The sequence below is a fragment of the Pseudomonas sp. NPDC012596 genome, assembly GCF_042902325.1.
In the GTDB taxonomy this organism is placed as follows: Bacteria; Pseudomonadota; Gammaproteobacteria; order Pseudomonadales; family Pseudomonadaceae; genus Aquipseudomonas.
Genome location: NZ_JBIBEB010000007.1, coordinates 63,269 through 87,869 on the forward strand (window position 1 = coordinate 63,269; position 24,601 = coordinate 87,869).

Here is a 24,601-nt window from a genome sequence, read left to right on the forward strand (position 1 = left end):
CTCAGCGCCCGTCCAGCGAGAAGCGCCCCGGTCCGCTCACAGCCAGCATCAGCAGGCCGCCGACAATGCTCAGGTTCTTCAGGAACTGGGTCATGTTAGCGGAGCGTTCAGGGTCGATCATGTTCCAGAAAGGGTGGCCGATCAGCGCAGTGCCCAGCACGAACAGGGCGAACAGGAAGGCCAGTGGGCGGGTATAAAAGCCCAGGATCAGGATGATGGCAACGAAGAACTCCATGATCACGGCAACCGCTGCGGCGACCATCGGCGCAGGGGCTCCCAGTGAAGTCATATAGCTGACCGTGCCTTCGAAGCCGGTCAGCTTGGCCCAGCCGGATATCACGAAAAGGATCATCAGTAGCACGCGGGCGATCAGGATAATGGCGTCGCGTTGACCAGCGAACAGGGAGTAGCGCATGGCGGCATTCCAGTGGACGGTGACAAGCTCCACTCTAGCAGTTGCGTGAATTTCCGCTGCGCAGCAAAAAGGCGCCCCAAGGGGCGCCTTTTTTACAGGAATATGGTGCGAGTGGCGGGACTCGAACCCGCAAGGCTCACGCCGACAGATTTTAAGTCTGCTGTGTATACCAATTCCACCACACTCGCACGCTTGAAAGGGTCATGAAGACCGGCGCGCTTCCAGGCAGAAGGGCCATGCAATCAAGGCCGCTTTATAACCCATTGTTATAGTTGAGTCAACTACAGCACCTATGATCAAAGGATTGAAGGGCCAAGTAAAAGGGCAATTGACACCTTGCTGTCATTAGGCCACTGTGCCCTCTTTGGTTGGATCCAATGGGTTCACGTCATGTCTCAGGCCAGTTCGTCCACTGTCAGCGGCCGCATTGTTCGCCCAAGGCTCCTCTGGCGCCTGTTGTTGCTGCTGGTGTTAATGCTGGGAGGCTTTCTTTATCTCTGCCTTGTGTGCCTGGGTGGCTACTTGGTGATGCAGGGGTTCGACGTGGAATACCCTCTGCGGCAGCGCCTGATGGCACTGGGCGGCGGTGGCCTGATCCTGCTGGTGGGCCTGTGGCTGCTGAAGGTGGCGATGCCTCGGCGAATCACCCCGGTGCTCATCGAGTCGGAGCGCTGAATTCAGTTGCCACGCAGGCGGACTCAAGCGAGTACTATTGCCTAAGTTAACTTCGTCCCTCCCGCTGTGCCTGTGGAGTTTGCATGGTTTCAGCTGACTGCATCGATCAACCTGTCATGACCGCCAACCGCTATGAGCAGTTGGTGCAGTCGGTTGTGGACTACGCCATCTACATGCTCGACCCCTCTGGCCGGGTGGTGTCCTGGAACGCAGGTGCCGAGCGGATTAAAGGCTATCGCGCCGACGAAGTCATTGGCCGGCATTTTTCGCTGTTTTTCACCCCCCAGGATTGCGTCGACGGGCGCCCCGATTACCTGCTCAACCAAGCCTTGGAGCAGGGGGTGGCCCAGGACGAAGGTTGGCGAGTGCGCAAGGACGGCACGCAGTTCTGGGCGCTGGCCGCCCTCGATGTGATTCGAGACGACCTGGGGCAGATCATCGGGCTGGCCAAGGTCACCCGGGACATCACCGACCGACGTGAGACGGCGTTGCAGCTCGATGCTGTTAGGGCACAGCTGTTCCAGGCGCAGAAACTCGAGGCGCTTGGCCAGCTGACGGGCGGGTTGGCGCACGATTTCAACAACCTGCTGACCATCATCCTGACGTCGGCCAAGCTGGCGTTGGCCAGCCAGGACCCGGCCCGCGTGCAGCGCATGCTCGAGCACATCATCGATGCCGGCCAGCGTGGTACCGAGCTGACGCAGCAATTGCTTGCATTCGCCCGGCATCGGCAACTGGCTGTTTCGCTGATCGAGCCTGCCACGCTGATGGTGTCTACCCGTAGCTTGCTGGAGCATGCGTTGCCGCGCGACATCGAGCTGCAGCAGCGTCTGCAGCCCGGTTTGCCAATGATCGAGGTGGATGCCGGGCAGTTGCAGATGGTGCTGCTCAACCTGCTCTTCAACGCGCGTGACGCGATCGGCGAGCGCGGCACCATCTGCATCGAGATCGAGGCTGTCGAACTCAAGGGTGAGGTGGAAGGGTTGCTCGGCCCGTTCGTGTGTTTTGAAGTGCGCGACAGCGGGGCCGGCATCGACCCCCAGGTGTTGCAGCGTATTTTCGAGCCGTTCTTCACCACCAAGCCGTTTGGCAAGGGTACAGGCCTTGGGCTCAGCCAGGCCTACGGCTTTGCCAAGCAGAGCAATGGCGCAATTACCGTGGACAGTACGCTTGGCAAGGGCACGTGCATGCGCCTCTATCTGCCGGCGTCTGTCCAGGATGGGCACGCTAAACTCAACAGGTAGCCACCATGGTTCAGGCACTCAAGCGGCTGTTGACGGGGATCGAAGGGCTCGACGCGCTGCTTAAGGGCGGCCTGGTGGCGGGCGCCTCGTACATCATTCAAGGCCCGCCCGGCGCGGGCAAGACCATTCTCGCCAACCAGTTGGCCTGCGGCCATGTGCGGGAGGGGGGCCGGGTGCTGGTGGCGACCTTGCTCAGTGAGTCTCATGAGCGGTTGTTCCAGTACCTGGCGACCCTGGAATTTTTCGACCCGAGCCTGGTGGGTGATCAGATCCAGTTCGTCAGCGCCTTCGATACCCTGGAGCAGGAGGGGCTCGATGCGGTGGTCAAACTGCTGCGCCAGGAAATCGGCCGGCAGCAGGCCAGCCTGCTGATCGTCGATGGCGTGCTCAATGCCCGGGTGCGCGCCGAAACGACCCTGGACACCAAAAAGTTCGTTTCCGAGCTGCAGGGGCACGCTGCTTTCGCAGGCTGCACCGTGTTGCTGCTGACCAGTGCACGGCTGGATGAAGGCAGCCCGGAGCACACCATGGTCGATGGCGTGATCGAACTGGGCGAACAGCTGGTGGGCAGCCGCGCCGTGCGCCATGTACAGCTGCGCAAGACACGCGGCAGTGGGGCGCTGTCGGGGCGCCACGAGTGCCTCATCGACGAGGCCGGGATGCATGTCTACCCGCGCCTGGAGGCGTTGTACGGCCATCCCAGCCAGCTGGGTTGTGCCGAGCTGAGCAGGGTCACGACGGGTGTTCCGGGGCTGGATGAAATGCTCGGTGGCGGCCTGACCACAGGGTCTGTCAGCCTGCTGATGGGGCCTTCGGGCATCGGCAAGACTTCCTTGGGCCTGGCCTTTCTTGGCGCGGCCACCGCCGAGGCGCCTGCGTTGCACTTCGGCTTCTATGAACCCCCTGCAAGGCTTCGCCACAAGGCCGCGGCGCTGGGTTACGATTTCGCTGCGCTGGAGCGCCAGGGCACCCTGCAGTTGTGCTGGCAGCCGACCACTGAGGCTTTGCTGGACCAGGTCGGGGCACGCCTGTTGGAACGCGTCGAGCAGCAGGGCAGCAAGCGTGTGCTGATCGACAGCCTGGGTGCGTTCAGCCGCCTGGCGGTCGACCCTGCGCGCCTCAATGCGTTCTTCCGGGCACTGACCGGTGAGCTGCGGGCACGTGATGTAAGCGTAATGCTCACCTGGGAGATGCGTGACCTTTTTGGTTCGGAAATCACCGCGCCGGCGCCCGACCTGTCGAGCATCGTCGACAACCTCATACTGATGCGCTTTGTCGAGCTCGACTCGCAGCTGCGGCGCATGCTGTCGATCCTCAAGGTGCGCGACAGCCACCATGACCCCGCGTTGCACGAGCTGAACATAGGGCCGCAAGGGATCACCCTGCGCAAGGCCTTCGAGGGCGCCTGCGGCGTGCTCTCGGGTACCCCGTTGCCGCAAGGCAACGGGTGACGGAGCCAACCGATGAGCACCATCCTGATCGTCGATGACGAATACCTGATTGCCGATATCCTGGGCTTTGCCCTGGAGGACGAAGGCTTTCTGGTAGAAAAGGCGAGCAATGGGCGCAAGGCCCTGGAAGCGCTGACGGACAAGCGCGTGGAGCTGGTGATTACCGACTACATGATGCCGGTGCTCAATGGTGAGGAGCTGGTACTGGCAATACGCAAGGAGCTGCAGTTGCCTGACCTGCCGGTGATCCTGATGAGCGGCGCCCAGGCCAGCCAAGGACGTCCGGAGCTGTTCGCCGCAGTGTTCGACAAGCCGTTCGACATGGACAAGATGATTGCCAAGGTGCGTGAGCTGCTGGAAGCCTGAGGTTCAGGCTGCAGCCAATGCCAAGCGTTCGATCAAGCGCGTCCGTGCGGCTTGAAGCGAGGCACTCAGTGTTGGTCGTCGTGTTTTTCCGGGGCCGGGCTGCCAGCCTGAATACGCTTGAAGATTTCTTCGCGGTGCACCTGAACATCTTTCGGTGCATCGATGCCAATCCTCACCTGCATCCCTTTGACGCCCAGAATGGTGACTTTGATGTCATCGTTGATGACGATGCTTTCGCCAACCTTACGGGTGAGTATCAGCATGTAATTCTCCTTGGTGATGTAAAAATCCGCTTGGCCAGGTGCCATAGCGGTGGGAGCCTGTCCCTCTTCCTCTCATTAAAGACGCTTTCGGCGGATATTAATTCCCCGTAAGACAAATTCTGTTGTGTGTCTTTAGTTGCAGGTGCCGATTTAAACGCGCCTGGCGTGTCGGCGAAGGTGGTCGGTGGCAAGGATAGGGCGCTTCGGCCTTAATGGGAAATTTCTCTGCATGATTGGGCAGATAGTCGGGTTCAATCATCATCGGTATTTTCAAGGGCCTGGAGAAACAACAGCAACGCCACTTCTTCCGTGTCCAGCCCTTTGCGTACGCGGCGCCCTGGCAGGGCGGCCAGGCGGCCCAACGCGTAATGCTCAAGCACTGCGGGATGAATGTAGCAACGCCTGCACACTGCCGGTGTGTTGCCCAAGCGCTGGGCAACCTGCTTGACGATGGTTGCAACCTGGCGCTTGGCTTCGGTTTCCGGCTCCCAGGCCAAGGGCCTGAGAAGGCTCAGCGCCAGGCTGCTGCCCGCCCAGGTGCGGTAATCCTTTGCGGTAAAATCGGCGCCGGTCAGTTGCTGGAGGAACTGATTGACCTCGCTGGAGCCCACGCTGTGTCGCTGGCCGTCCTCGTCCAGGTACTGGAACAGCGCCTGCCCGGGCAACTCCATGCAGCGCTTGAGCAGGTTTGCCAGGCGCCGGTCGCGCAGGGTGACGTTGTGCTCCACGCCACGCTTGCCGCGGAACTGGAACCGGATGGTGCTGCCCTCGACCTTGACATGCCGGTTGCGCAGGGTGGTCAGGCCATAGGACTTGTTGTCACGCAGGTAGCGCTGGTTGCCGATGCGGATCAGCGTGTGGTCCAGCAGGCTGACCACCAGCGCCATGACTTTTTCCCGGTCCAGCCCCGGGCGCGCCAGGTGGGCTTCCAGCTGCGCACGCAGCTTGGGCAAGGCCTGGGCAAAGGCCAGCATGCGCCCGTACTTGTGCTGGTCGCGCAGTTCACGCCATTGGGCGTGATAGCGGTACTGCTTGCGGCCGCGGGCGTCGAGCCCGGTGGCTTGCAGGTGGCCTTGCGGGTCGGCGCAAATCCACACATCGGTGTAGGCCGGCGGGATCACCAGGGCGGCAATGCGCGCCAGGGTGTCGCTGTCGCGCACGCGTTGGCCTTGCGCATCAAGGTAGATGAAGCGGTCGCGCCAGCGCCGCCGGGTCAGGCCGGGCTGGCTGTCTTCAACGTAATGCAGGCTGGGCGGCAGGGTGCAGTCGAGCATTGCGGTGGGCCTCGATCAGGTTTCTGATCAATGGACAACGGCCGCACGGCCGATGCTCAGCCCAACAGCGCGACCGATTTGATCTGTGCGTACAAGGCCTGGCCTGGGTGCAGGCCAAGCTGGTCTGCCGAGAAGCGGGTGATGCGTGCCAGCAAGGCGTTGCCGCCGACGTCCAGGCTGACCAGCACATGTGCCGGGTTGTCCGCCGGGCGTGTTTCACGCACCCGTACCGCCAGCCGGTTGAGGATGCTCGAGGCGCTGTCTGCCGCCAGCGTCAGGCTCACATCGCGGGCCTGGACCTTTACCCGCAAGGTGCTGCCCATGCTGTGCGCAGGGTGGGCGATGCGCAGCAACGGTGCGTCGCCACCGGGCAGGCGCAGGTCGAGCAGGTCGTAATAAGGGTCGTGGCCAACCACTATGCCCTCGAACACAACGCCGGCATCCTCGCCCTGGGCCAGCGACAGGTCCAGCCGTGCAAGCGTCTCGCCAATCGGCCCGCTGGCCATGGCTTTGCCTTGCTCCAGCAACACCAGGTGGTCGGCCAGCCGCGCCACTTCGTCCTGGGCATGGCTTACGTACACCAGCGGGATATCCAGCTCGTCGTGCAGGCGCTCAAGGTATGGCAGGATTTCCCGTTTGCGTGGCCCGTCGAGGGCGGCGAGGGGCTCGTCCATCAACAGCAGGCGCGGGCTGCTGAGCAGCGCCCTGGCGATACCGACGCGCTGAGCCTCGCCGCCGGACAAGGTAGCCGGCCGGCGTTCGAGCAGGTGGCCGATGCCCAGCAACTGGCACGCCTGGTCGAGGCTGACCTTGCGCGCGCCTGGCGCAATCCGTCGCCAGCCGAACTCCAGGTTGCCGCGCACCGAAAGGTGTGCAAACAGGCTGGCCTCCTGAAACACGTAGCCCACGGGCCGCAGGTGCGGCGCCTGGAAATAGCCACGCGCACTGTCCTCCCACACCTCGCCATTGACTTCGACGTAGGCGCTGGCAGCCCGCTCCAGCCCGGCCAGGCAGCGCAGGCAGGAGGTTTTGCCCGAGCCTGAATGGCCAAACAATGCGCTGATGCCGCGGCCAGGTAACTGCAGGTCGACATCCAGGGTGAAGTCGTCGCGCGCCAGTTTCAGGCGCGCCACAATTGATCCAGTCATTTCAGCTCCAGCCAGCCTTGTCGCGGCGCCCGGCGTACAGCAGGAGCAGCACCAGGAACGAGAACACCAGCATGGCACCGGCCAGCCAGTGGGCTTGAGAATACTCCATGGCCTCGACGTGATCGAAGATCTGCACTGAGACTACGCGGGTCTTGTCGGGGATGTTGCCACCGATCATCAGCACCACGCCGAATTCCCCCACGGTGTGGGCGAAGCCGAGGATGCTGGCGGTGACGAAGCCGGGGCGTGCCAGCGGCAGCACCACATGGACGAATGTGTCCCAAGGGCTGGCGCGCAGGGTGGCGGCGACTTCCAGCGGGCGCTGGCCGATCGCGCCGAAAGCATTCTGCAAGGGCTGCACCACGAACGGCATGGAGTACACCGTCGACCCGATCACCAGCCCGGTGAAGCTGAACACCACACTGCCCAGGCCCAATGCCTGGGTACCCTGGCCCAGCCAGCCGTGCGGGCCAAGGGCGATCAGCAGGTAAAAGCCGATCACCGTAGGGGGCAGGACCAGCGGCAGCGCCACTACTGCGCCCACCGGCCCGCGCAGCCAGGAACGCGTGCGCGCCAGCCACCAGGCGATGGGGGTGCCGATGACCAGCAGGATGAAGGTGGTCAGGCTGGCCAGTTTGACGGTCAGCCAGATTGCACCCAGGTCACCGGCGTCCAGTGGCATCAGAGTTCATAGCCGTAAGATTTGATCACCGCAGCGGCTTTCGGGCCTTTCAGGTATTCCACCAGGGCTTTGGCAGCCGCGTTGTCCTTGCCTTTATTGAGGATCACGGCGTCCTGGCGGATGGGGTCGTGCAGGTTGGATGGCACGATCCAGGCCGAACCGTTGGTTACCTTGCCGTCCTTGTAGATCTGCGACAGGGCAACGAAGCCCAGCTCGGCGTTGCCGGTGGAAACGAACTGGAAGGCCTGGGTGATGTTCTGGCCCTCCACGATCTTGCCCTTGGTGGCTTCGGCCAGTTTCAGTTTGCCCAGTACCTGCGTGGCGGCAAGGCCATAAGGTGCGGCTTTAGGGTTGGCGATGGACAGGTGCTTGAAGTCGTTCTTCTGCAGTACTTCGCCCTTGGCGTCGACGTAGCCTTCTTGCGCCGACCACAGGGCCAAGGTGCCGATGGCGTAGGTGAAGCGTGAACCGGGGACGATTTCCTTTTCGTCTTCAAGCTTCTTCGGGGTGCTGTCGTCAGCGGCGAGGAACACCTCGAACGGGGCGCCGTTCTTGATCTGCGCGTAGAACTGCCCGGTGGCGCCGTAGGCTGCGACCAGCTTGTGGCCGGTGTCTTTCTCGAAGTCTTTGGCAATGGCCTGGATCGGCGCGGTGAAGTTGGCGGCGACCGCGACCTGCACCTCGTCGGCCCAGGCGCTGTTGAGGGAAATCAGGCTGACGAAGGCGGTGGTGGCCAGGTGGGGCAGACGGATGCGCATGAATACAGCTCCTAGAGGTTATCGTTATAGCGCCAACTATATAGCGATAGGCCATTGGCCGGGAAGGGGCTGCACAGGCTGGATCTTTTCAGCGCGTTATAAGCGCCAATGCGCTAGCGGCAATCTCCTGGGTCAGCTGCTGTGCAGGGGCATGCTTGCCCAGCCGCAACGCCTGGCCCGACCACAAATTGCTGTAGTCGCTAATGCCCTGTGGGTCGGTGATTGCCCGCAGCGGCATCAGCGCACCGCCGGCCAGCGGGAAGCGCGGCGCCAGCGCACTCATTGGCCCCAGTTCGCGCATGATGCGGTTGTTGATACCGCGTGCCGGGCGCCCGGTGAACAGGTTGGTCAGGGCTGTATCGCTGGCCGATGCGCTGTCCAGCGCATGGCGGTGGGCTGAAGATACCTTGGCCTCGGGGCAGAACAGGTAAGCAGTGCCGATCTGCACGGCGCTGGCACCCAGGGCCAGCGCCGCGACCAGGCCGCGATGGTCAGCGATGCCGCCTGCGGCGATCACCGGCAGGCCCACCGCGTCGGCTATTTGCGGTACCAGGGCAAACGTGCCGATCTGGCTGGTGATGTCTTCGCTTAGGAACATGCCGCGATGGCCGCCAGCCTCATAACCCATGGCAATGATCGCGTCGCAGCCATTGGCCTCGAGCCACAGTGCTTCCTCAACCGTGGTGGCGCTGGACAGCACCTTGGCACCGGTGGCCTTTACCCGTTGCAGCAATGCCGCCTCTGGCAGGCCAAAGTGAAAGCTCACCACCTCTGGGCGCAATTGCTCGACCAACTGGCAGCTTTGCTCATCGAAAGGTGCGCGGTTGGAGACGGGTGTGGGGGCCTGGAAGTCGGCGCCGACTTCGTCGTAATAGGGCTTGAGCGCCTGCTTCCACCGCGCGTCGCGGTCGCTGTCCGGGGCGGGCGGCTGGTGGCAGAAAAAATTCAGGTTCAGCGGGCGGCCCGGGCAAGCGCTGCGAAAGGCGGCGATCTCGCCACGCACCTGATCACCGGTGAGCATGGCGCAGGGCAGGGCGCCAAGGCCCCCGGCGTTGGCCACGGCGATGGCCATGGCCGAGCCGCTGGCCCCGGCCATGGGCGCCTGGAGGATGGGCAACTCGATGCCCAGCAGATCGAGGATACGACGGTCGGGCCAGTTGCTCATGCAGTTCTCCTTGGCGCGCAGCCTTACAGTGCCTTGCTCACCTGAATGTCGCTGATCTTGTCGGCGTCGTCGCCGTGGATCTTGCGCAAGGCATCGAGGGCCTGCTCTTGCGAGGCGTCGGGCATGACGGCGAAATCCCAGCGGCGCTCGCCGTCGAGCTTGTATTTGATGACGTACTTGATGTTCTGGGTCATGGCAGTCTTATCTGAGTTTCGACGACGAGCGACGGATGATCTTGATCTTGTGGCTCAAGGTTGGCTTGCGCGTTACCGAGATCGGGCGGGTGGTCACGGTGTCGATGGTGATGTTCCAGAAACCGGTGCTGGGTACCGTGATCTTGGCCGGGAAGTCAACGAACTGGCCGCCGTGGTAGGTGTGGCGACCGCCGTTTTTGAAGCTGCGGAAGTTGGCGTCGTTCATCAGGCGGATGTTGCAGCGCTGAGAACACTCGATGACGACGATGTCGTCCTCGTTGAGGTGCTCGCGCTGGTGTACGAATTTCATGGAGTGCTCCACAAGGTCTGGTTCTGCAAACGCAAACGATAACACGATGTCGGGTTTCGCTGCCGCGCCTGATGGCAAGGGGCTAGATAAATCTGCCAGTTCACGGAGCAAAATGGCCTGGCGGTGGTCCTATGCATTCTTGACAGCTGAGGTGCGGCAAATGAAGTGGATGGTAGCGGCGTTGTCCCTGGCGCTGGGTGGATGTGTCAGCGTGTCTGAGCTTGAGCAGTCGCATGAAACGCTGGATGTGATCTCTGGCAAGACGCCGCGCGAGTACGCCGACTGCGTCAAGAATGAACTGGCCGATACCCGCGACCCGCTGGTCGAAGAACAGCGTGACGACGGGCTGCGCCTGATCGTGCCGCAAAAGCTGACAGCTGGCGCCGGGCCGGCGGCACTGGTGGACATCGACAAGCGCGGCAGCGGCAGCAGCATCAAGCTGCACGAGCGCCTGAACAACTTCCCCCTGCGCCTGGGTGATGTGCGCACGGCAGCGACCAAATGCATCTCCGGCAGTTGATCTGGCGCAATTAATGCGCGGTTAACAGGCCTTTTGCCATCCCTTGGTCGGGGTTGGCGTTGTTGCGAATTGCCTTACACGGCTAGTATCCATTTGCTTATGTTTTTTAAGCCTAAGCTTATAACAAAAGAAATGGAGATTCGTGATGACCCTGTTGAGTCGAGTCGTGATCGGCAGCGCGCTGATCCTGGCCTGGCCCATGGCGCACGCCGCTGATGGCCAGAAGATCTTTACCCAGGGCGGGAGTAACCCCGCCGCCATGGCCTGCCTTGGCTGCCATGGCCCGGATGGCAAAGGCATCGCCGCCGCTGGCTTCCCGCGCCTGGCGGGATTGCCGGCCGGCTACCTGAGCAAACAATTGCACGACTGGCGCACGGGCAGCCGCAAGCAGCCGGTGATGGAACCGCTGGCAAAAGCGCTGACAGACGACGAAATCAAGGCGGTCAGCAGCTACCTGGCCGGCCTGCCGGGCGACCCTGCACCCACCGTGCGTCGTCAGCAGATCGCCAACGACCCCACCACGCGCCTGGCCCTGTACGGTGACTGGAGCCGGCAAATACCCGGTTGTGTGCAGTGCCATGGCCCAGGTGGCAGCGGTGTCGGTGAGCACTTTCCACCGCTGGCTGGGCAGCCTGCCAGTTACCTGGTGGCACAGCTCAACGGCTGGCGCGACGGCAGCCGCAGCAACGACCCCAACCAGCTGATGGTCGGTGTGGCCAAGGCCATGACCGACGATGAAGTCGTGGCCATCGCCGAGTTCTTCGCCAACCCCGCCAGCCCGGAGGTCAAGCCATGAAAGCCTGGATGCCGACTTTGCTGCTTTTAGCGGTGGGCAGTGCCCTCGCTGTGCCCATCACCATGGAAGACCAGTCGCAATTGACCGTTGCGCCCGCTCAGAACGCGGCGCAATTCGCCCCGCCGGCCGAAGGCGAACTGCCGGACAACGCCTTCGGCAAGCTGGTTCGCGAAGGCCATGCGTTGTTCGTCGATACCCGCCGCTTGATGCCGGACGCCGTGGGCAACGGCATGAACTGCAGCAACTGCCACCTGGACCAGGGGCGCCTGGCACATTCTGCGCCGATGTGGGGTGCTTACCCGATGTACCCGGCTTATCGCAAGAAAAACGACAAGGTCAACACCTATGCCGAACGCATTCAGGGCTGCTTCCAGTTCAGCATGAACGGCAAGCCGCCAGCGGCCGATAGCCCGCAGATGACGGCGCTGTCGGCATACGCCTACTGGCTGTCGACCAAGGCGCCTACAGGCGTGGAGCTTGCCGGGCGCGGGTACCCCGACGTGCCACAGCCGCAGGGTGGCTATGACTTCAAGCGTGGCCAACAGGTTTACCGCGAGCAGTGCGCCATCTGCCACGGCGACAAGGGTGAAGGCCAGAAAGTAGCCGGTGAATATGTGATGCCGCCGTTGTGGGGCAAGGATTCCTACAATTGGGGCGCCGGTATGCACCGTATCAACACGGCGGCTTCCTTCATCAAATACAACATGCCGCTGGGCAAGCCGGGCAGCTTGAGTGACCAACAGGCGTGGGACGTGGCGGCCTGGATCAACCGCCATGAGCGCCCGCAAGACCCTCGGCTGGTGGAGGGCTCGGTCGAGAAGACCCGGTTGAAGTTCCATGCCAATGACGGGGTCAACCTGTATGGGCAGAAGGTCGAGGGTGTGTTGATCGGGCAGGGGACGGGTGGTTGACGGTGATGCCGACAGTCGTCGAGGGTCGTAATATTTACGAACCCTCGGAACTATCTACACTGGGTTATCTCTATGATCCCATTGGTCGTCTGCAGGCGGGGCATTGTAAGGTGTCTTCCGCCTGATTAGACTGCGCCGAATTCCACAGTGTCTGCCTTATTTTAAGGACGTATATGATCAAGAAATGCTTGTTCCCGGCAGCCGGTTACGGCACTCGCTTCCTGCCTGCTACCAAAGCCATGCCCAAGGAAATGCTGCCGGTGGTCAACAAGCCACTGATCCAGTATGGCGTTGAAGAGGCCCTGGACGCTGGCCTGAACGAGATTTCCATCGTCACCGGCCGTGGCAAGCGCGCCCTGGAAGACCACTTCGACATCAGCTACGAGCTGGAAAACCAGATCAAGGGCACCGACAAGGAAAAATACCTGGTCGGTATCCGCCGCCTGCTCAACGAGTGCTCGTTCTCCTACACCCGCCAGACCGAAATGAAAGGCCTGGGCCATGCCATTCTGACCGGCCAGCCGCTGATCGGTGACGAACCGTTCGCTGTGGTGCTGGCGGACGACCTGTGCGTCAACCCTGAAGGCGACGGCGTATTGACCCAGATGGTCAAGCTGTACAACCAGTTCCGCTGCTCGATCATCGCCATTCAGGAAGTCGACCCGCAGGAAACCAACAAGTACGGCGTCATCGCCGGCGACATGATCCGCGACGACATCTTCCGTGTGACCAACATGGTCGAGAAACCCGCCCCAGAAGACGCCCCGTCGAATCTGGCGATCATCGGCCGTTACATCCTCACCCCGGACATCTTCGACATCATCCGCAACACCCCGCCGGGCAAAGGTGGCGAGATCCAGATCACCGACGCCCTGATGCAGCAGGCGCAGAACGGCTGCGTGATTGCCTACAAGTTCAAGGGCCAGCGCTTTGACTGCGGCGGCGCCGAAGGCTACATCGACGCGACCAACTTCTGCTTCGAAAACTACTACAAGACCGGCAAGGCGTACTGATTCGCCCCTGCAGGTCGACAAGCCACCCTTCGGGGTGGCTTTTTTGTTTGTGGCGGCCAACGGCGGTATGCTGAGCGCCAGCCAAGGAGACTGAATACATGGCCTACGATTTTGATCTGTTCGTGATTGGCGCCGGTTCCGGCGGTGTGCGCGCGGCGCGCTTTGCTGCGGGCTTTGGCGCGAAGGTGGCGGTAGCCGAAAGCCGCTACCTGGGCGGTACCTGCGTCAACGTTGGCTGCGTGCCGAAAAAGCTGCTGGTATACGGCGCCCACGTTGCCGATGAGCTGGAGCAGGCCGCGGGCTTCGGCTGGACCCTGGAAGAGGGCCATTTCGATTGGGGCACCCTGATCGCCAATAAAAACCGCGAGATCGAGCGCCTCAACGGCATCTATCGCAACCTGCTGGTCAACAGCGGTGTGACCTTGCTGCAAGGCCATGCGCGCATCACCGCTGCCAACGAAGTGGAAGTCGAAGGCCAGCGCTACAGCGCCAGGCACATCCTCATCGCGACCGGCGGCTGGCCACAGGTGCCGGACATTCCGGGCAAGGAACTGGCCATCACCTCCAACGAAGCGTTCTACCTCAAGCAGCTGCCCCGCCGCGTGCTGGTAGTGGGCGGTGGGTATATCGCGGTGGAGTTTGCCGGCATCTTCCAGGGCCTGGGCGCCGACACCACGCTGCTGTATCGCGGTGACCTGTTCTTGCGCGGGTTCGACGGTTCGGTGCGGACCCACCTGAAGGAAGAACTGCAAAAGCGCGGCCTGGACCTGCAGTTCAACGCTGACATCCAGCGTATCGACAAGCTCGAAGACGGCAGCCTCAAGGCCACCCTTAAGGACGGCCGCGAGTTGCTTGCCGACTGCGTGTTCTACGCCACCGGCCGGCGCCCGATGCTCGACAATCTGGGCCTGGAAAACACCGGCGTGGAGCTTGACCCACGCGGCTTCATCCGCGTCGACGAGCAGTACCAGACCACCGCGCCGTCGATCCTCGCCATCGGCGACGTGATCGGCCGGGTGCAGCTCACCCCTGTTGCCCTGGCCGAAGGCATGGCGGTTGCACGTCGCCTGTTCAAACCCGAGCAGTACCGCCCGGTGGATTACCAGAACATCCCAACGGCGGTGTTCAGCCAGCCACCGATCGGCACCGTGGGCCTGACCGAGGAACAGGCGCTGGAGGCCGGGCACAAGGTGCAGATCTTCGAAAGCCGCTTCCGCGCCATGAAGCTGACCCTCACCGATATTCAGGAAAAGACCCTGATGAAGCTGGTGGTGGATGCCGAAACCGACAAGGTACTCGGCTGCCATATGGTCGGCCCTGACGCCGGCGAGATCATTCAGGGCCTGGGTATCGCGCTGAAGGCAGGCGCGACCAAGCAGCAGTTCGACGAGACGATCGGCGTGCACCCGACGGCCGCGGAAGAGTTCGTGACCATGCGTACGGTCACTCGTTAACGCCACTGGCCTCATGCCGGCAAGCCAGCTCCCACAGGTATTGCACAAGTCCATGGGCCTGGGCTGTACCTGTGGGAGCTGGCTTGCCGGCGATGGGGCCAATGCATGCAGCGCCATCCTTTGCTCAGCCCAATCCCTTCTATTAATAAACCCTGCTTATAGCCAAAACCAATCGCGAGCATGAGCTTTGCCAATGAGCCTTCAACGGAATGATTAGTTAGGATTCTATCCATCAACTGATTCCAACCCCATGAAGGAGCGTCTCTCATGCCAATCATCAACAGCCAGGTCAAACCGTTCAACGCCACCGCCTTCCACAACGGCGAATTCGTTCAGGTAAGCGAAGCCGACCTGAAAGGCAAGTGGTCTGTCGTGTTCTTCTACCCGGCCGACTTCACCTTCGTTTGCCCGACCGAGCTGGGTGACCTTGCTGACAACTACGCCGAGTTCCAGAAGCTGGGCGTGGAAATCTACGGCGTGTCCACCGACACCCACTTCACCCACAAAGCCTGGCACGACACTTCGGAAACCATCGGCAAGATCAAGTACCCGCTGATCGGTGACCCAACCCACGTCATCTCGCGCAACTTCGACGTGCTGATCGAAGAAGCCGGCCTGGCCGATCGCGGTACCTTCGTGATCAACCCGGAAGGCCAGATCAAGATCGTCGAAATCAACGACGGTGGTGTAGGCCGTGACGCCAGCGAGCTGCTGCGCAAGGTCAAAGCTGCCCAGTACGTTGCCGCTCACCCTGGCGAAGTCTGCCCGGCCAAGTGGAAAGAAGGCGAAGCCACTCTGGCGCCATCGCTGGACCTGGTCGGCAAGATCTAAGGCCATGCATCAATCGTGGGCGGTGAGCAGCCGCCAAAGCTGACTTCCTCACTGCCCCGCCAAACGCCCGGGCGCTATTGCCTGGGCGTTTTTGTATCCGAAGTTTGAATAAGGAATCGCCCGTATGTTGGACGCCACGCTTAAATCGCAACTGAAAACCTACCTGGAGCGGGTCACCCAGCCGATCGAGATCGTAGCTTCCCTCGACGACGGCGCGAAGTCCCGCGAATTGCACGACCTGCTGGTAGAAATCGCCGGCCTGTCGAACCTCATTACCTTGAGCGCGGACGGCACCGACAGCCGTCGCCCTTCGTTCTCGCTCAATCGCCCGGGGGCGGACATCAGCCTGCGGTTTGCCGGCATCCCCATGGGCCACGAATTCACCTCCCTGGTGCTGGCGCTGCTGCAAGTCGGCGGCCATCCGTCCAAGGCCAGTGCCGAAGTGATCGAACAGATCCAGGCGCTGGAAGGCGAGTTCACCTTCGAAACCTACTTCTCGCTGTCGTGCCAGAACTGCCCCGACGTGGTGCAGGCGCTGAACCTGATGGCGGTGCTCAACCCTAACGTGCGCCACGTGGCCATCGATGGTGCGCTGTTCCAGGATGAGGTCGAGTCGCGCAAGGTCATGGCGGTACCGAGCATCTACCTGAACGGTGAAGTGTTCGGCCAGGGCCGCATGGGCCTGGAAGAAATCCTGGGCAAGATCGACACCAGCGCTGGCGCCCGTCAGGCCGAGAAGATCAACGCCAAGGACCCCTTCGACGTGCTGGTGGTTGGCGGTGGCCCGGCCGGTGCATCGGCGGCCATCTATGCCGCGCGCAAAGGCATCCGCACCGGTGTCGCCGCCGAGCGCTTCGGCGGCCAGGTGCTCGATACCCTGGCCATCGAGAACTTCATCTCGGTGCAGGAAACCGAAGGGCCCAAGCTGGCCACAGCGCTGGAAGAGCACGTCAAGCAGTACGACGTCGACATCATGAACCTGCAGCGCGGCGAAGCGCTGATCCCGGCCACCGACGGCGGCCTGCATGAAGTGCGCCTGGCTGGCGGCGCCTCGCTCAAGGCCAAGACCGTGATCCTCGCCACCGGTGCCCGCTGGCGCGAAATGAACGTGCCAGGCGAGCAGGAATACCGCTCCCGTGGCGTAGCCTATTGCCCGCACTGCGACGGCCCGCTGTTCAAGGGCAAGCGTGTGGCGGTAATCGGTGGGGGCAACTCGGGCGTGGAAGCGGCCATCGACCTGGCCGGCATCGTCGCCCAGGTGACGCTGATCGAGTTCGACAGCCAGCTGCGCGCCGACGCCGTGCTGCAGCGCAAGTTGCACAGCCTGGCGAACGTCAAGGTGATCACCAGTGCGCTGACTACCGAAGTGCTGGGCAACGGCGAAAAAGTCACCGGCCTGCGCTACAAAGATCGCACCAGCGACGAGCTGCATGACCTGGCGCTGGAAGGCATCTTCGTGCAGATCGGCCTGCTGCCGAACACCGATTGGCTCAAGGGTACGGTCGAATTGTCACCGCGTGGCGAAATCATTGTCGACGCCAAGGGTGCGACCAATGTGCCGGGCGTGTTCGCGGCTGGTGACGTGACCACGGTGCCATACAAGCAGATCGTCATCGCTGTGGGTGAGGGCGCCAAGGCCTCGCTGTCGGCCTTCGACCACCTGATCCGCACCTCGGCGCCGGCATAAGCTGCGTAAGCTGCACCGGCCTCATCGCGGGCAAGCCCGCTCCTACAGGTACCGTATCGTACGTGTAGGAGCGGGCTTGCCCGCGATGAGGCCGGTCATGCCCAGCCCAATTCCGAAGGTGTCTATGATGAGTGCAGACACCCTCAGGAATCTCACCCATGACCCTGATCAGCCGCGAACCCTGGTGGCTCGTGCCGCCAAAGCCCGGGCAGAAAGAGCAGGACCTGCACTGGGGCTACCTGGAAATCTACGCCGACGGGCGCACCGTGTTCGTCGACCAGCGCCCCAGTGAGCGGGAACTGGCCGAACGCAAAAGCTGCCGCAACTTTCCTGAACCGGATCACTGAGTGGCCTAGCCTTCGAGCTCGGCCAGGCGCGCCTCCAGTGCTGCAATGCGTGCTTCCAGGGCTTCGATCCGCTCTTCCGAGACGCTGGCGCCACTGCTGCGAGCGCCACCTTCCTGTTGGCGCGCGGCAAGAATCGCCTCTATTTCTGCCGGGTCGCCCAGCGCGTGGGTATAGCGGTCTTCACGCTGGCCGGCCTGGCGCGGCAGGTGCAAGGCCAGGCCGCGCGAGATCAGGCGCTCAAGCTGGTGCTGGATCTGTTCGGTGTCGTCGAAATCGTGCAGGCGGTTGCTGCGGGTCAGCAGTTCGTTGAGGGTCTGTGGCCCGCGCAGGAACATCAGGCCCATCAGTATCAGTTGTGCCGGTACCAGCTCCAGGGCTTTGTCTACGCGCTGTTCCCAGCGGTCGGCGCGGCTGCCCATCTGCAGCCGGGTCATGTCCTGGCCCTCGAGGGCACGCAAGGCCTGCCCGACTTGGCCCTGGGTAAGGTTCATGACCGGCTCGCGGCTGGTCTTCTGGTTGCAGGCCAGCAGCAGGGCATTGAGGGTCAGCGGGTAGCTTTCAGGGCTGGTGGCCTGTTTTTCGATCAGCGAGCCGAGAATACGGATCTCGATAGCGGTGAAGCGGCCTTCGTCTGTGGTTTGGTCTTCTGACATGGCCCTGTCTCATTGCGAGGAAAAGGCCACTAGCGTAGGTAAAGCCGCCGTTCAAGGCAATCGGGACCGCATTGCGGCCCCAATATATTCAGGCGCTATGCCGCTCTTCAGCCTCGCACGCCGCCGCCGTGAACAGCACATCGGTCGACGAATTCAGTGCAGTTTCCGCCGAATCCTGCAATACGCCGATGATGAAGCCCACGGCCACCACCTGCATGGCGATTTCGCTGGGAATGCCGAACAGGCTGCACGCCAGCGGAATCAGCAGCAGCGAGCCACCGGCCACACCCGACGCACCGCAGGCACACAGGGCCGCCACCACACTCAGCAGCACGGCGGTCGGCAGGTCGACCGGGATGCCCAGCGTGTGCACCGCGGCCAGGGTCAGCACGGTAATGGTGATGGCGGCGCCGGCCATGTTGATGGTCGCACCCAACGGAATCGACACCGAGTAGGTGTCCTCATGCAGCCCCAAACGCTCCGACAGCGCCAGGTTGACCGGAATGTTGGCGGCCGAACTACGGGTGAAGAAGGCCGTGATGCCGCTCTCGCGCAAGCACAGCAAGGTGAGGGGGTAAGGGTTGCGGCGAATCTTCCAGAACACGATCAGCGGGTTCATCACCAGCGCCACGAACAGCATGCAGCCGATCAGCACCCCCAGCAGGTGCAGATAACCCAGCAGGGCATCCAGCCCAGACTGGGCGAGGGTAGAGCTGACCAAGCCAAAGATGCCCAGCGGGGCGAAACGGATGACCACGCGCACCAGCAGGGTGACGCCATTGGACAGGTCGTCGACCATGGTGCGGGTGGTTTCGCTGGCGTGGCGCAGGGCCACGCCCAGGCCAATGGCCCAGGTCAGCACGCCGATGAAGTTGGCATTGACCAACGCGCTGACCGGGTTATCGACGGCGCTCAGCAGCAGGTTCTGCATCACTTCGACGATACCGCCCGGTGCGCTCAGTGCAGCTTCGCCTGTGCTCAAGGCCAGCGGAGAAGGGAACAACATGCTGGCGACCACGGCTACCACAGCGGCTGCGAAGGTGCCCAGCAGGTAAAGAAAGAGAATAGGGCGGATGTGGGTTTGCTGGCCGTGGCGATGGTTGGCGATCGAGGCCATGACCAGGACGAAAACCAGCACCGGTGCCACCGCTTTCAGGGCGCTGACGAACACCTTGCCGAGGAACGCCAGGTCGCGGGCGATGGCTGGCGCGAGCAGGGCCAGGGCGATGCCGGCGATCAGGCCGATGACAATCTGGCTCACCAGGCTGGTGCGGTTGAGGATGCGCAGGATGGGGGACATGTGCAGCGGTATCTCGTTATCTTCTAAAGCGCGCGACTTTACCATGTCACCAGTGAAACAACTCTTTTCTCGCGCCTTCGGTAATGGCCACGATCCCGGGATGCTTGACCTTGCGCTCCACTGAAATGGCATAGAACGACTCATGCACGGCCTCGGTTTGGCCGATCAGCTGCACTGCATATTGGCGGCACACTTCCTCTGCAATCACGCTGGGGGCGACGAAAATGCCGCTACCCGACTGGCCGAACGCCTGCATCAGGGCGCTGTCGTCGAACTCGCCGACGATTCGCGGCTGCACCTGCTGCTCGCCCAGCCAGCGCAGCAGGCGGCTGCGTACCACGGTCTCCTGCCCTGGGATCAGCAACGGCGCATCGTGCAGGCAGGCGGGGAAGGCGCCGGCATGGCGCTGCGCCAGGGCCTTTGTGGCAAAAAAACTCAGGCCGCACTCGCCGAGCTTCTGGCTGTAGCCCTTGATGTCCAGGTGGCTGGGCATCGGGCTGTCGGAAATCACCAGGTCCAGGCGCTGAATGGCAAGGTCCGCCAGCAAGCGTTCCAGTTTGTCTTCCCGGCAGTTGATGCGCAGCACGTCGTCCAGCTCCATGGTGGGGGCGAGCAGGCGGTAGACGATCGACTTGGGCACCACGTCGGCCACGCCCACGCGGAACAGGATCTGCTCCTGCGGGCCTGCCCGCAGCATGGCCTCCAGCTCACCGCCAAGCTGGAACATCTGCTCGGCATAGGCCAAGGTTTGGCGGCCGGTCTCGGTCAGCTCCAACTGGCGGCCGACCCGCTGGAACAGCTCCAGGCCATAGGTCTGCTCAAACAGGCTGATCTGGCCGCTGATGGTTTGCGGGGTCAGGTTGAGCTGCTCACTGGCGCGGGCAATGCTGCCGGTCTTGGCCACGGCCCAGAAGTAATGCAGCTGACGATAGTTGAGCATTGATGCGTTCCCGATTCGTAAAAACCGAAGTATAACCCCTGAAAAAACGAATTTTCCTGATGTATCGGCGTCTTTAGAATTCGACCCCATCAGGCGCAATGCGCGCCGTCGGGATATCGACAAGCGAGGACCCCATGCTGCAATTCAAATCCATCGGCACGCCACTGGTGCTAGCCTTGGCCCTGTTCACCCTGGCCGGTTGCGACCAGGCCGAGAAATCCGCCCAGCAGATGTTGGACCAGGCGGCCAAATCGGCCAAGCAAGCCATCGATGACACCAACAAGGCGGCGCAGAACGCGTTGAGCGACGCCATCGGCACCGAAGGGCAGAAGCCCAAGGGTGACGACCAGCAAGACAAGACCCAGGACATCTGACCCAGAACCGTTGCAGGACTGAAAAATGGAATATCTGCTGGAACTCGCCGCAAGCCCCACCGCCTGGGTCGCCCTAGCCACGTTGGTGGCGATGGAAGTCGTACTGGGCATCGATAACCTGATCTTCATCTCGATCCTGACCAACAAGTTGCCGGTCGAATACCGCTCCAAGGCGCGCCGTATCGGTATCAGCATGGCCTTGGTCATGCGCCTGGCGTTGCTTAGCACGGTGGCCTGGATCGTTCAGTTGACCGACCCGGTGTTCGAGGTGTTCGGTAATGCCTTCTCCTGGAAGGACGTGATCCTGATTGCCGGTGGCCTGTTCCTGCTGTGGAAGGCAACCAAGGAAATCCACGAAAACGTCGACCCGCACGGCGCCAAGGAAGAATCCAAGGTTGCCTCCACGGTCACCCTGGGCTTCGCCGCCGCGATCTTCCAGATTCTGTTGCTGGACATCGTGTTCTCGGTCGACAGCATCATCACCGCCGTGGGCATGACCGAGCACCTGCCGATCATGATCATCGCCGTGATCACCGCCGTGATCGTAATGATGGTGGCCGCCGACCCGCTGGCCAACTTCATCAACGACAACCCGACCGTGGTGATGTTGGCCCTGGGCTTCCTGATCATGATCGGCATGACGCTGATTGCCGAAGGTTTCGGTGCCCACGTGCCGAAGGGGTATGTGTATGCGGCGATGGCCTTCTCGACCGTGATCGAGATCCTCAACATCCTGTCGCGTCGCGCACGGATGAAGCGCGAAGCTGCCGAAGGTTGATGCATGCGGGGGCGCATAGCGCCCCATTCGCCGGCAAGCCGGCTTCCACAAGTACCGTACTGTTATTGAAGCCAGTGCAGTACCTGTGGAAGCCGGCTTGCCGGCGACTGAGTTTAAAAGACCTGAGAATCAATGCACCCCGGCATGCCGCCGTGCACGGCTGACCGGCCGTGATTCAGGCGCAACCTGCGGTGGTAGGGGATGCTGTGAATGACGCCGTACGATACGCAGAACACCCCATAACATGGCGGCTGCAACGCTAAGCCACATACCCACCAGCATGAGAATTGCCATTGTCAGGCTCATGTGTGCCTCCTTCTCTCGGGCTGGCCCACGGCTCGCCCTCCAGACACTGCTTTAGTCTAGCTCTGGCTGTGTGACGTTCCATTGATCTAAGGTCTATTGCTTGGTTCGTTTGGTTCCAAGCCAGCGCCGGGCTATACCCGGGCGGCGCCGCACCCTATGATCGTTGGCCAGAGCCAGGCGCTGCCAGCCTGGCGCCAGAACAAGCGAGTGTCCATGGAGCAAATTTCCCTCAAGTCTTTGGTTGCCGGCCCCCGGCGGCTCATGGTTGCCTGCCTGCTGGCGGCGACCCTGGCCGGTTGCGCGAGCACGCCACCCGCCACGCTCAAGGGCTTGCCACAGCGGGTGGAGATCAGCAGCGTGCCGTTCTACCGCGGCAATGCCAACCACAGCGGCGCCATGGCCCTGGCGGCACTGCTCTCGCAGCAGGGCGCGCCGATCACCCCAGGGCTGCTGGACAAGCCGTTGAACCTGCCACAGGGCGCCGAGGCGCTGGGCACCAGCATCCCCCGCGTGGCCCGCGATTACGGCATGGTGGTCTACCCGCTGGACAAACAGCTTGATGCCTTGTTGACACAAGTGGCCGCTGGCAACCCGGTGCTGCTGCGGTATGAGGAAGGTTCGGCGTGGTGGAGTGAGCCGCGCTATGCGCTGCTGATCGGCTATGATCGCTACAAGCAGCGGGTGCTGTTGCGCTCCGGCATGCACCGGCGGCAAATGATGGCCTTTGACGATTTTGCCTCGGCGTGGGCGCAGGAGGGGAGTTGGGCGGTACTGGTGCAGCCGCCGCGGCAACTGCCAGCCCAGGTAGACCGGCAGCGCTGGCTGCAGGCTGCCGACGAACTGGCCCGGGCGGGCCAGGAAGTGGCGGCAAAGCAGGCAGTGACCAGCCTGGGCCGGTAGCCCTGCCAGCGCCGGCCCTTATGCGGGCCGGCGCTGTTTGCATCAGAAGCCCAGGCGATCGCGCAGGCTGTAGTACCAGGCACCGATGGCGCTGAACGGCACACGCAGCATTTGGCCACCCGGGAATGGGTAGTGCGGCAGGCCGGCGAACGCGTCGAAACGTTCGGCCTGGCCGCGCAGCGCTTCGGCCAACACCTTGCCGGCCAGGTGGGTGTATGTGACACCGTGGCCCGAGCAACCCTGCGAGTAATAGATGTTGTCGCCGATGCGGCCAACCTGAGGCAGGCGCGACAGGGTCAGCAGGAAGTTGCCGGTCCAGGCGTAGTCGATCTTCACGTCCTTCAGTTGCGGGAAGGCCTTGAGCATCTTCGGGCGGATGATCGCTTCGATGTTGGCCGGGTCGCGTGCACCGTACACCACACCACCGCCGAAGATCAGGCGCTTGTCGCTGGTCAGGCGGTAGTAGTCGAGCAGGTAGTTGCAGTCCTCGACGCAATAGTCCTGCGGCAGCAGGGTGCGGGCCAGTTCTTCGCTCAGCGGCTCGGTGGTGATCACCTGGGTGCCGCATGGCATCGACTTGGAAGCCAGTTCTGGCACCAGGTTGCCCAGGTAGGCGTTGCCGGCGACGATGATGAACTTGGCGCGCACCTTGCCCTGCGGGGTATGCACCACCGGGTTGGCGCCACGCTCGATGCGGATGGCCGGGGTCTGCTCATAAATGATGCCACCCAACGACTCGACCGCGGCAGCTTCGCCCAGGGCCAGGTTCAGTGGGTGGATGTGGCCACCGCTCATGTCCAGCATGCCGCCGATGTAGCTGTCACAGGCAACCACTTCACGGATGCGCTTCTGGTCCATCAGCTCCAGCTGGTTGTGGCCGAAACGTTCCCACAGGCGCTTTTGCGATTCCAGGTGGCCCATCTGCTTGGACGTGAGCGCTGCGAACACACCGCCGTCTTTCAGGTCGCACTGGATGTTGTACTTGGCAACGCGCTCACGGATGATGCGGCCGCCTTCAAATGCCATGTGGCCCAGCAGTTGTGCCTGCTTGGGGCCGACAGTGCGTTCGATGACGTCGATGTCGCGGCTATAGCTGTTGACGATCTGGCCGCCGTTGCGGCCCGACGCACCGAAGCCGACCTTGGCCGCTTCGACGATGCTCACCTTGAAGCCGTTTTCCAGCAGGAAGAGTGCGCTGGACAGGCCGGTGTAGCCGGCGCCGATGATGCACACATCAGTTTCCACCTCACCCTGCAGCGCCGGACGTGGCGGCACCGGGTTGGCCGAGGCGGCGTAGTAGGACTGGGGGTAGGGGGTATTGGCCATGCTCGAGAAACCTCGTGTTTTATATTTTTAACGAATGTACCGATGCTATCAATAATAATAAACACCCGCTAGTCGTCCGTTGAAAATCCTTTACTGTCCCCTGGCTGGCCCTTCTCTATAAAGGGGTTAAGATTCAGTGGGTTAGCGCGAAAAAAAGTGTTGACACCGTTTTTGGAATGCGTAGAATGCGCACCACACGACAGGCACATAGCTCAGTTGGTTAGAGCACCACCTTGACATGGTGGGGGTCGTTGGTTCGAGTCCAATTGTGCCTACCAAACATCAGAAGGGGCGATCCGAAAGGGTCGCCCTTTTTGCATTCTGCGCGTCGCGAAAGCGCTGCACTGCACAAGCGGTAGGGTTCTGAAAGTTTTTGATTTTTTTGAAAAAAAACGCTTTACAGGTGTGCTTTCGATGACTAATATGCGCACCACACGACAGGCACATAGCTCAGTTGGTTAGAGCACCACCTTGACATGGTGGGGGTCGTTGGTTCGAGTCCAATTGTGCCTACCAAACA

28 protein-coding genes and 3 tRNA genes are annotated in these 24,601 nt (G+C 62.1%); 17 read left to right on the top strand and 14 right to left on the bottom strand.

Annotation, left to right across the window (positions count from 1 at the left end; genetic code table 11):
- Nucleotide 1 precedes the first annotated feature (1 nt).
- Both ACFY68_RS10750 and ACFY68_RS10755 read right to left on the bottom strand, forming a co-directional pair.
- Entirely contained in the window at nt 2-415 is a 414-nt protein-coding gene (locus tag ACFY68_RS10750; RefSeq protein ID WP_387526663.1) for a DoxX family protein, read from the bottom strand.
- 103 nt (nt 416-518) lie between these two features.
- Nucleotides 519-603, bottom strand: a tRNA-Leu gene (locus ACFY68_RS10755).
- Between the two features lie 202 nt (nt 604-805).
- Between ACFY68_RS10755 and ACFY68_RS10760 the strand changes: the two genes are divergently transcribed.
- The 4 genes from ACFY68_RS10760 (at nt 806) to ACFY68_RS10775 (ending at nt 4,151) form a co-directional block, all read left to right on the top strand.
- On the top strand, nt 806-1,090 hold the full coding sequence (locus ACFY68_RS10760) for a hypothetical protein (RefSeq protein WP_387526666.1): 285 nt from the start codon (nt 806-808) through the stop codon (nt 1,088-1,090).
- An 83-nt stretch (nt 1,091-1,173) separates the two neighbouring features.
- On the top strand, nt 1,174-2,334 hold the full coding sequence (locus ACFY68_RS10765) for a nitrogen regulation protein NR(II) (protein WP_387526669.1): 1,161 nt from the start codon (nt 1,174-1,176) through the stop codon (nt 2,332-2,334).
- Nucleotides 2,335-2,339: 5 nt separating this feature from the next.
- The gene (locus ACFY68_RS10770; protein ID WP_387526672.1) at nt 2,340-3,785 is read left to right on the top strand and encodes an ATPase domain-containing protein; all 1,446 of its coding nucleotides are present in this window, start codon (nt 2,340-2,342) and stop codon (nt 3,783-3,785) included.
- 12 nt (nt 3,786-3,797) lie between these two features.
- On the top strand, nt 3,798-4,151 hold the full coding sequence (locus ACFY68_RS10775) for a response regulator (protein ID WP_346612164.1): 354 nt from the start codon (nt 3,798-3,800) through the stop codon (nt 4,149-4,151).
- A gap of 65 nt (nt 4,152-4,216) precedes the next feature.
- On the opposite strand, the gene csrA is transcribed toward ACFY68_RS10775, so the two are convergent.
- The 8 genes from csrA to ACFY68_RS10815 form a co-directional block, all read right to left on the bottom strand.
- Entirely contained in the window at nt 4,217-4,414 is a 198-nt protein-coding gene (gene csrA, locus ACFY68_RS10780) for a carbon storage regulator CsrA (RefSeq protein WP_012315047.1), read from the bottom strand.
- Between the two features lie 251 nt (nt 4,415-4,665).
- Entirely contained in the window at nt 4,666-5,688 is a 1,023-nt protein-coding gene (locus ACFY68_RS10785) for a DNA topoisomerase IB (RefSeq protein WP_387526676.1), read from the bottom strand.
- Between the two features lie 56 nt (nt 5,689-5,744).
- Nucleotides 5,745-6,836 (bottom strand): molybdenum ABC transporter ATP-binding protein, encoded by a 1,092-nt coding sequence (modC, locus tag ACFY68_RS10790; protein WP_387526679.1) that lies wholly within the window; start codon nt 6,834-6,836, stop codon nt 5,745-5,747.
- Between the two features lies 1 nt (nt 6,837).
- A complete protein-coding gene (gene modB / locus ACFY68_RS10795) occupies nt 6,838-7,518 on the bottom strand; it encodes a molybdate ABC transporter permease subunit (RefSeq protein ID WP_387526682.1) in 681 nt (226 codons plus the stop codon).
- Nucleotides 7,518-8,276: a molybdate ABC transporter substrate-binding protein gene (gene modA, locus ACFY68_RS10800; protein WP_387526685.1), complete on the bottom strand. Its 759-nt coding sequence runs from the start codon at nt 8,274-8,276 to the stop codon at nt 7,518-7,520. The genes modB and modA overlap by 1 nt, the downstream gene beginning before the upstream one ends.
- 88 nt (nt 8,277-8,364) lie before the next feature.
- The gene (locus tag ACFY68_RS10805; protein WP_387526688.1) at nt 8,365-9,441 is read right to left on the bottom strand and encodes an NAD(P)H-dependent flavin oxidoreductase; all 1,077 of its coding nucleotides are present in this window, start codon (nt 9,439-9,441) and stop codon (nt 8,365-8,367) included.
- A gap of 23 nt (nt 9,442-9,464) precedes the next feature.
- Entirely contained in the window at nt 9,465-9,635 is a 171-nt protein-coding gene (locus tag ACFY68_RS10810) for a hypothetical protein (protein WP_095115567.1), read from the bottom strand.
- Nucleotides 9,636-9,642: 7 nt separating this feature from the next.
- Nucleotides 9,643-9,945: a DUF1883 domain-containing protein gene (locus ACFY68_RS10815; protein WP_016487931.1), complete on the bottom strand. Its 303-nt coding sequence runs from the start codon at nt 9,943-9,945 to the stop codon at nt 9,643-9,645.
- Between the two features lie 160 nt (nt 9,946-10,105).
- On the opposite strand from ACFY68_RS10815, the gene ACFY68_RS10820 reads away from it, so the two are divergent.
- From ACFY68_RS10820 to ACFY68_RS10855, 8 genes are all read left to right on the top strand, one after another.
- Nucleotides 10,106-10,465, top strand: coding sequence for a hypothetical protein (locus ACFY68_RS10820; protein ID WP_346612170.1), 360 nt, complete (start codon nt 10,106-10,108; stop codon nt 10,463-10,465).
- 145 nt (nt 10,466-10,610) lie between these two features.
- Complete coding sequence (locus ACFY68_RS10825) at nt 10,611-11,261, top strand: c-type cytochrome (protein WP_387526693.1); 651 nt, start codon at nt 10,611-10,613, stop codon at nt 11,259-11,261.
- On the top strand, nt 11,258-12,172 hold the full coding sequence (locus ACFY68_RS10830; protein ID WP_387526696.1) for a c-type cytochrome: 915 nt from the start codon (nt 11,258-11,260) through the stop codon (nt 12,170-12,172). The genes ACFY68_RS10825 and ACFY68_RS10830 overlap by 4 nt, the downstream gene beginning before the upstream one ends.
- Before the next feature lie 173 nt (nt 12,173-12,345).
- Complete coding sequence (gene galU / locus ACFY68_RS10835; RefSeq protein WP_012315035.1) at nt 12,346-13,185, top strand: UTP--glucose-1-phosphate uridylyltransferase GalU; 840 nt, start codon at nt 12,346-12,348, stop codon at nt 13,183-13,185.
- A 98-nt stretch (nt 13,186-13,283) separates the two neighbouring features.
- Nucleotides 13,284-14,639, top strand: a complete 1,356-nt coding sequence (gorA, locus tag ACFY68_RS10840; protein WP_387526700.1) for a glutathione-disulfide reductase — start codon at nt 13,284-13,286, stop codon at nt 14,637-14,639.
- Between the two features lie 267 nt (nt 14,640-14,906).
- Nucleotides 14,907-15,470, top strand: a complete 564-nt coding sequence (gene ahpC / locus ACFY68_RS10845) for an alkyl hydroperoxide reductase subunit C (protein ID WP_033696855.1) — start codon at nt 14,907-14,909, stop codon at nt 15,468-15,470.
- Between the two features lie 124 nt (nt 15,471-15,594).
- A complete protein-coding gene (gene ahpF, locus ACFY68_RS10850) occupies nt 15,595-17,157 on the top strand; it encodes an alkyl hydroperoxide reductase subunit F (RefSeq protein ID WP_387526704.1) in 1,563 nt (520 codons plus the stop codon).
- Between the two features lie 158 nt (nt 17,158-17,315).
- Nucleotides 17,316-17,504 carry a hypothetical protein gene (locus ACFY68_RS10855; protein ID WP_346612175.1) on the top strand — a complete coding sequence of 63 codons (189 nt, stop codon included), beginning with the start codon at nt 17,316-17,318 and terminating at the stop codon, nt 17,502-17,504.
- A 5-nt stretch (nt 17,505-17,509) separates the two neighbouring features.
- Here ACFY68_RS10855 and ACFY68_RS10860 read toward each other — a convergent pair whose 3' ends face one another.
- The 3 genes from ACFY68_RS10860 to nhaR form a co-directional block, all read right to left on the bottom strand.
- Entirely contained in the window at nt 17,510-18,157 is a 648-nt protein-coding gene (locus ACFY68_RS10860; protein WP_346612176.1) for a DUF480 domain-containing protein, read from the bottom strand.
- Between the two features lie 88 nt (nt 18,158-18,245).
- Nucleotides 18,246-19,457 (bottom strand): serine/threonine transporter SstT, encoded by a 1,212-nt coding sequence (gene sstT, locus ACFY68_RS10865; protein ID WP_387526708.1) that lies wholly within the window; start codon nt 19,455-19,457, stop codon nt 18,246-18,248.
- Nucleotides 19,458-19,503: 46 nt separating this feature from the next.
- The gene (nhaR, locus tag ACFY68_RS10870; protein ID WP_387526711.1) at nt 19,504-20,397 is read right to left on the bottom strand and encodes a transcriptional activator NhaR; all 894 of its coding nucleotides are present in this window, start codon (nt 20,395-20,397) and stop codon (nt 19,504-19,506) included.
- Nucleotides 20,398-20,531: 134 nt separating this feature from the next.
- Here nhaR and ACFY68_RS10875 point away from each other — a divergent pair, with 134 nt between their 5' ends.
- From ACFY68_RS10875 to ACFY68_RS10885, 3 genes are all read left to right on the top strand, one after another.
- On the top strand, nt 20,532-20,771 hold the full coding sequence (locus tag ACFY68_RS10875) for a hypothetical protein (RefSeq protein WP_387526714.1): 240 nt from the start codon (nt 20,532-20,534) through the stop codon (nt 20,769-20,771).
- Nucleotides 20,772-20,796: 25 nt separating this feature from the next.
- Nucleotides 20,797-21,549: a TerC family protein gene (locus ACFY68_RS10880; RefSeq protein ID WP_387526717.1), complete on the top strand. Its 753-nt coding sequence runs from the start codon at nt 20,797-20,799 to the stop codon at nt 21,547-21,549.
- A 462-nt stretch (nt 21,550-22,011) separates the two neighbouring features.
- A complete protein-coding gene (locus ACFY68_RS10885; protein WP_387526720.1) occupies nt 22,012-22,755 on the top strand; it encodes a peptidase C39 family protein in 744 nt (247 codons plus the stop codon).
- 42 nt (nt 22,756-22,797) lie between these two features.
- Here the strand turns inward: ACFY68_RS10885 and ACFY68_RS10890 are convergent, their stop codons facing one another.
- Nucleotides 22,798-24,081 (bottom strand): FAD-binding oxidoreductase, encoded by a 1,284-nt coding sequence (locus ACFY68_RS10890; protein ID WP_346612181.1) that lies wholly within the window; start codon nt 24,079-24,081, stop codon nt 22,798-22,800.
- A gap of 201 nt (nt 24,082-24,282) precedes the next feature.
- On the opposite strand from ACFY68_RS10890, the gene ACFY68_RS10895 reads away from it, so the two are divergent.
- Together ACFY68_RS10895 and ACFY68_RS10900 are read left to right on the top strand one after the other, a co-directional pair.
- Nucleotides 24,283-24,359: transfer RNA gene (locus ACFY68_RS10895), tRNA-Val, on the top strand.
- Between the two features lie 161 nt (nt 24,360-24,520).
- Nucleotides 24,521-24,597: transfer RNA gene (locus tag ACFY68_RS10900), tRNA-Val, on the top strand.
- The last annotated feature ends 4 nt before the right edge of the window (nt 24,598-24,601 follow it).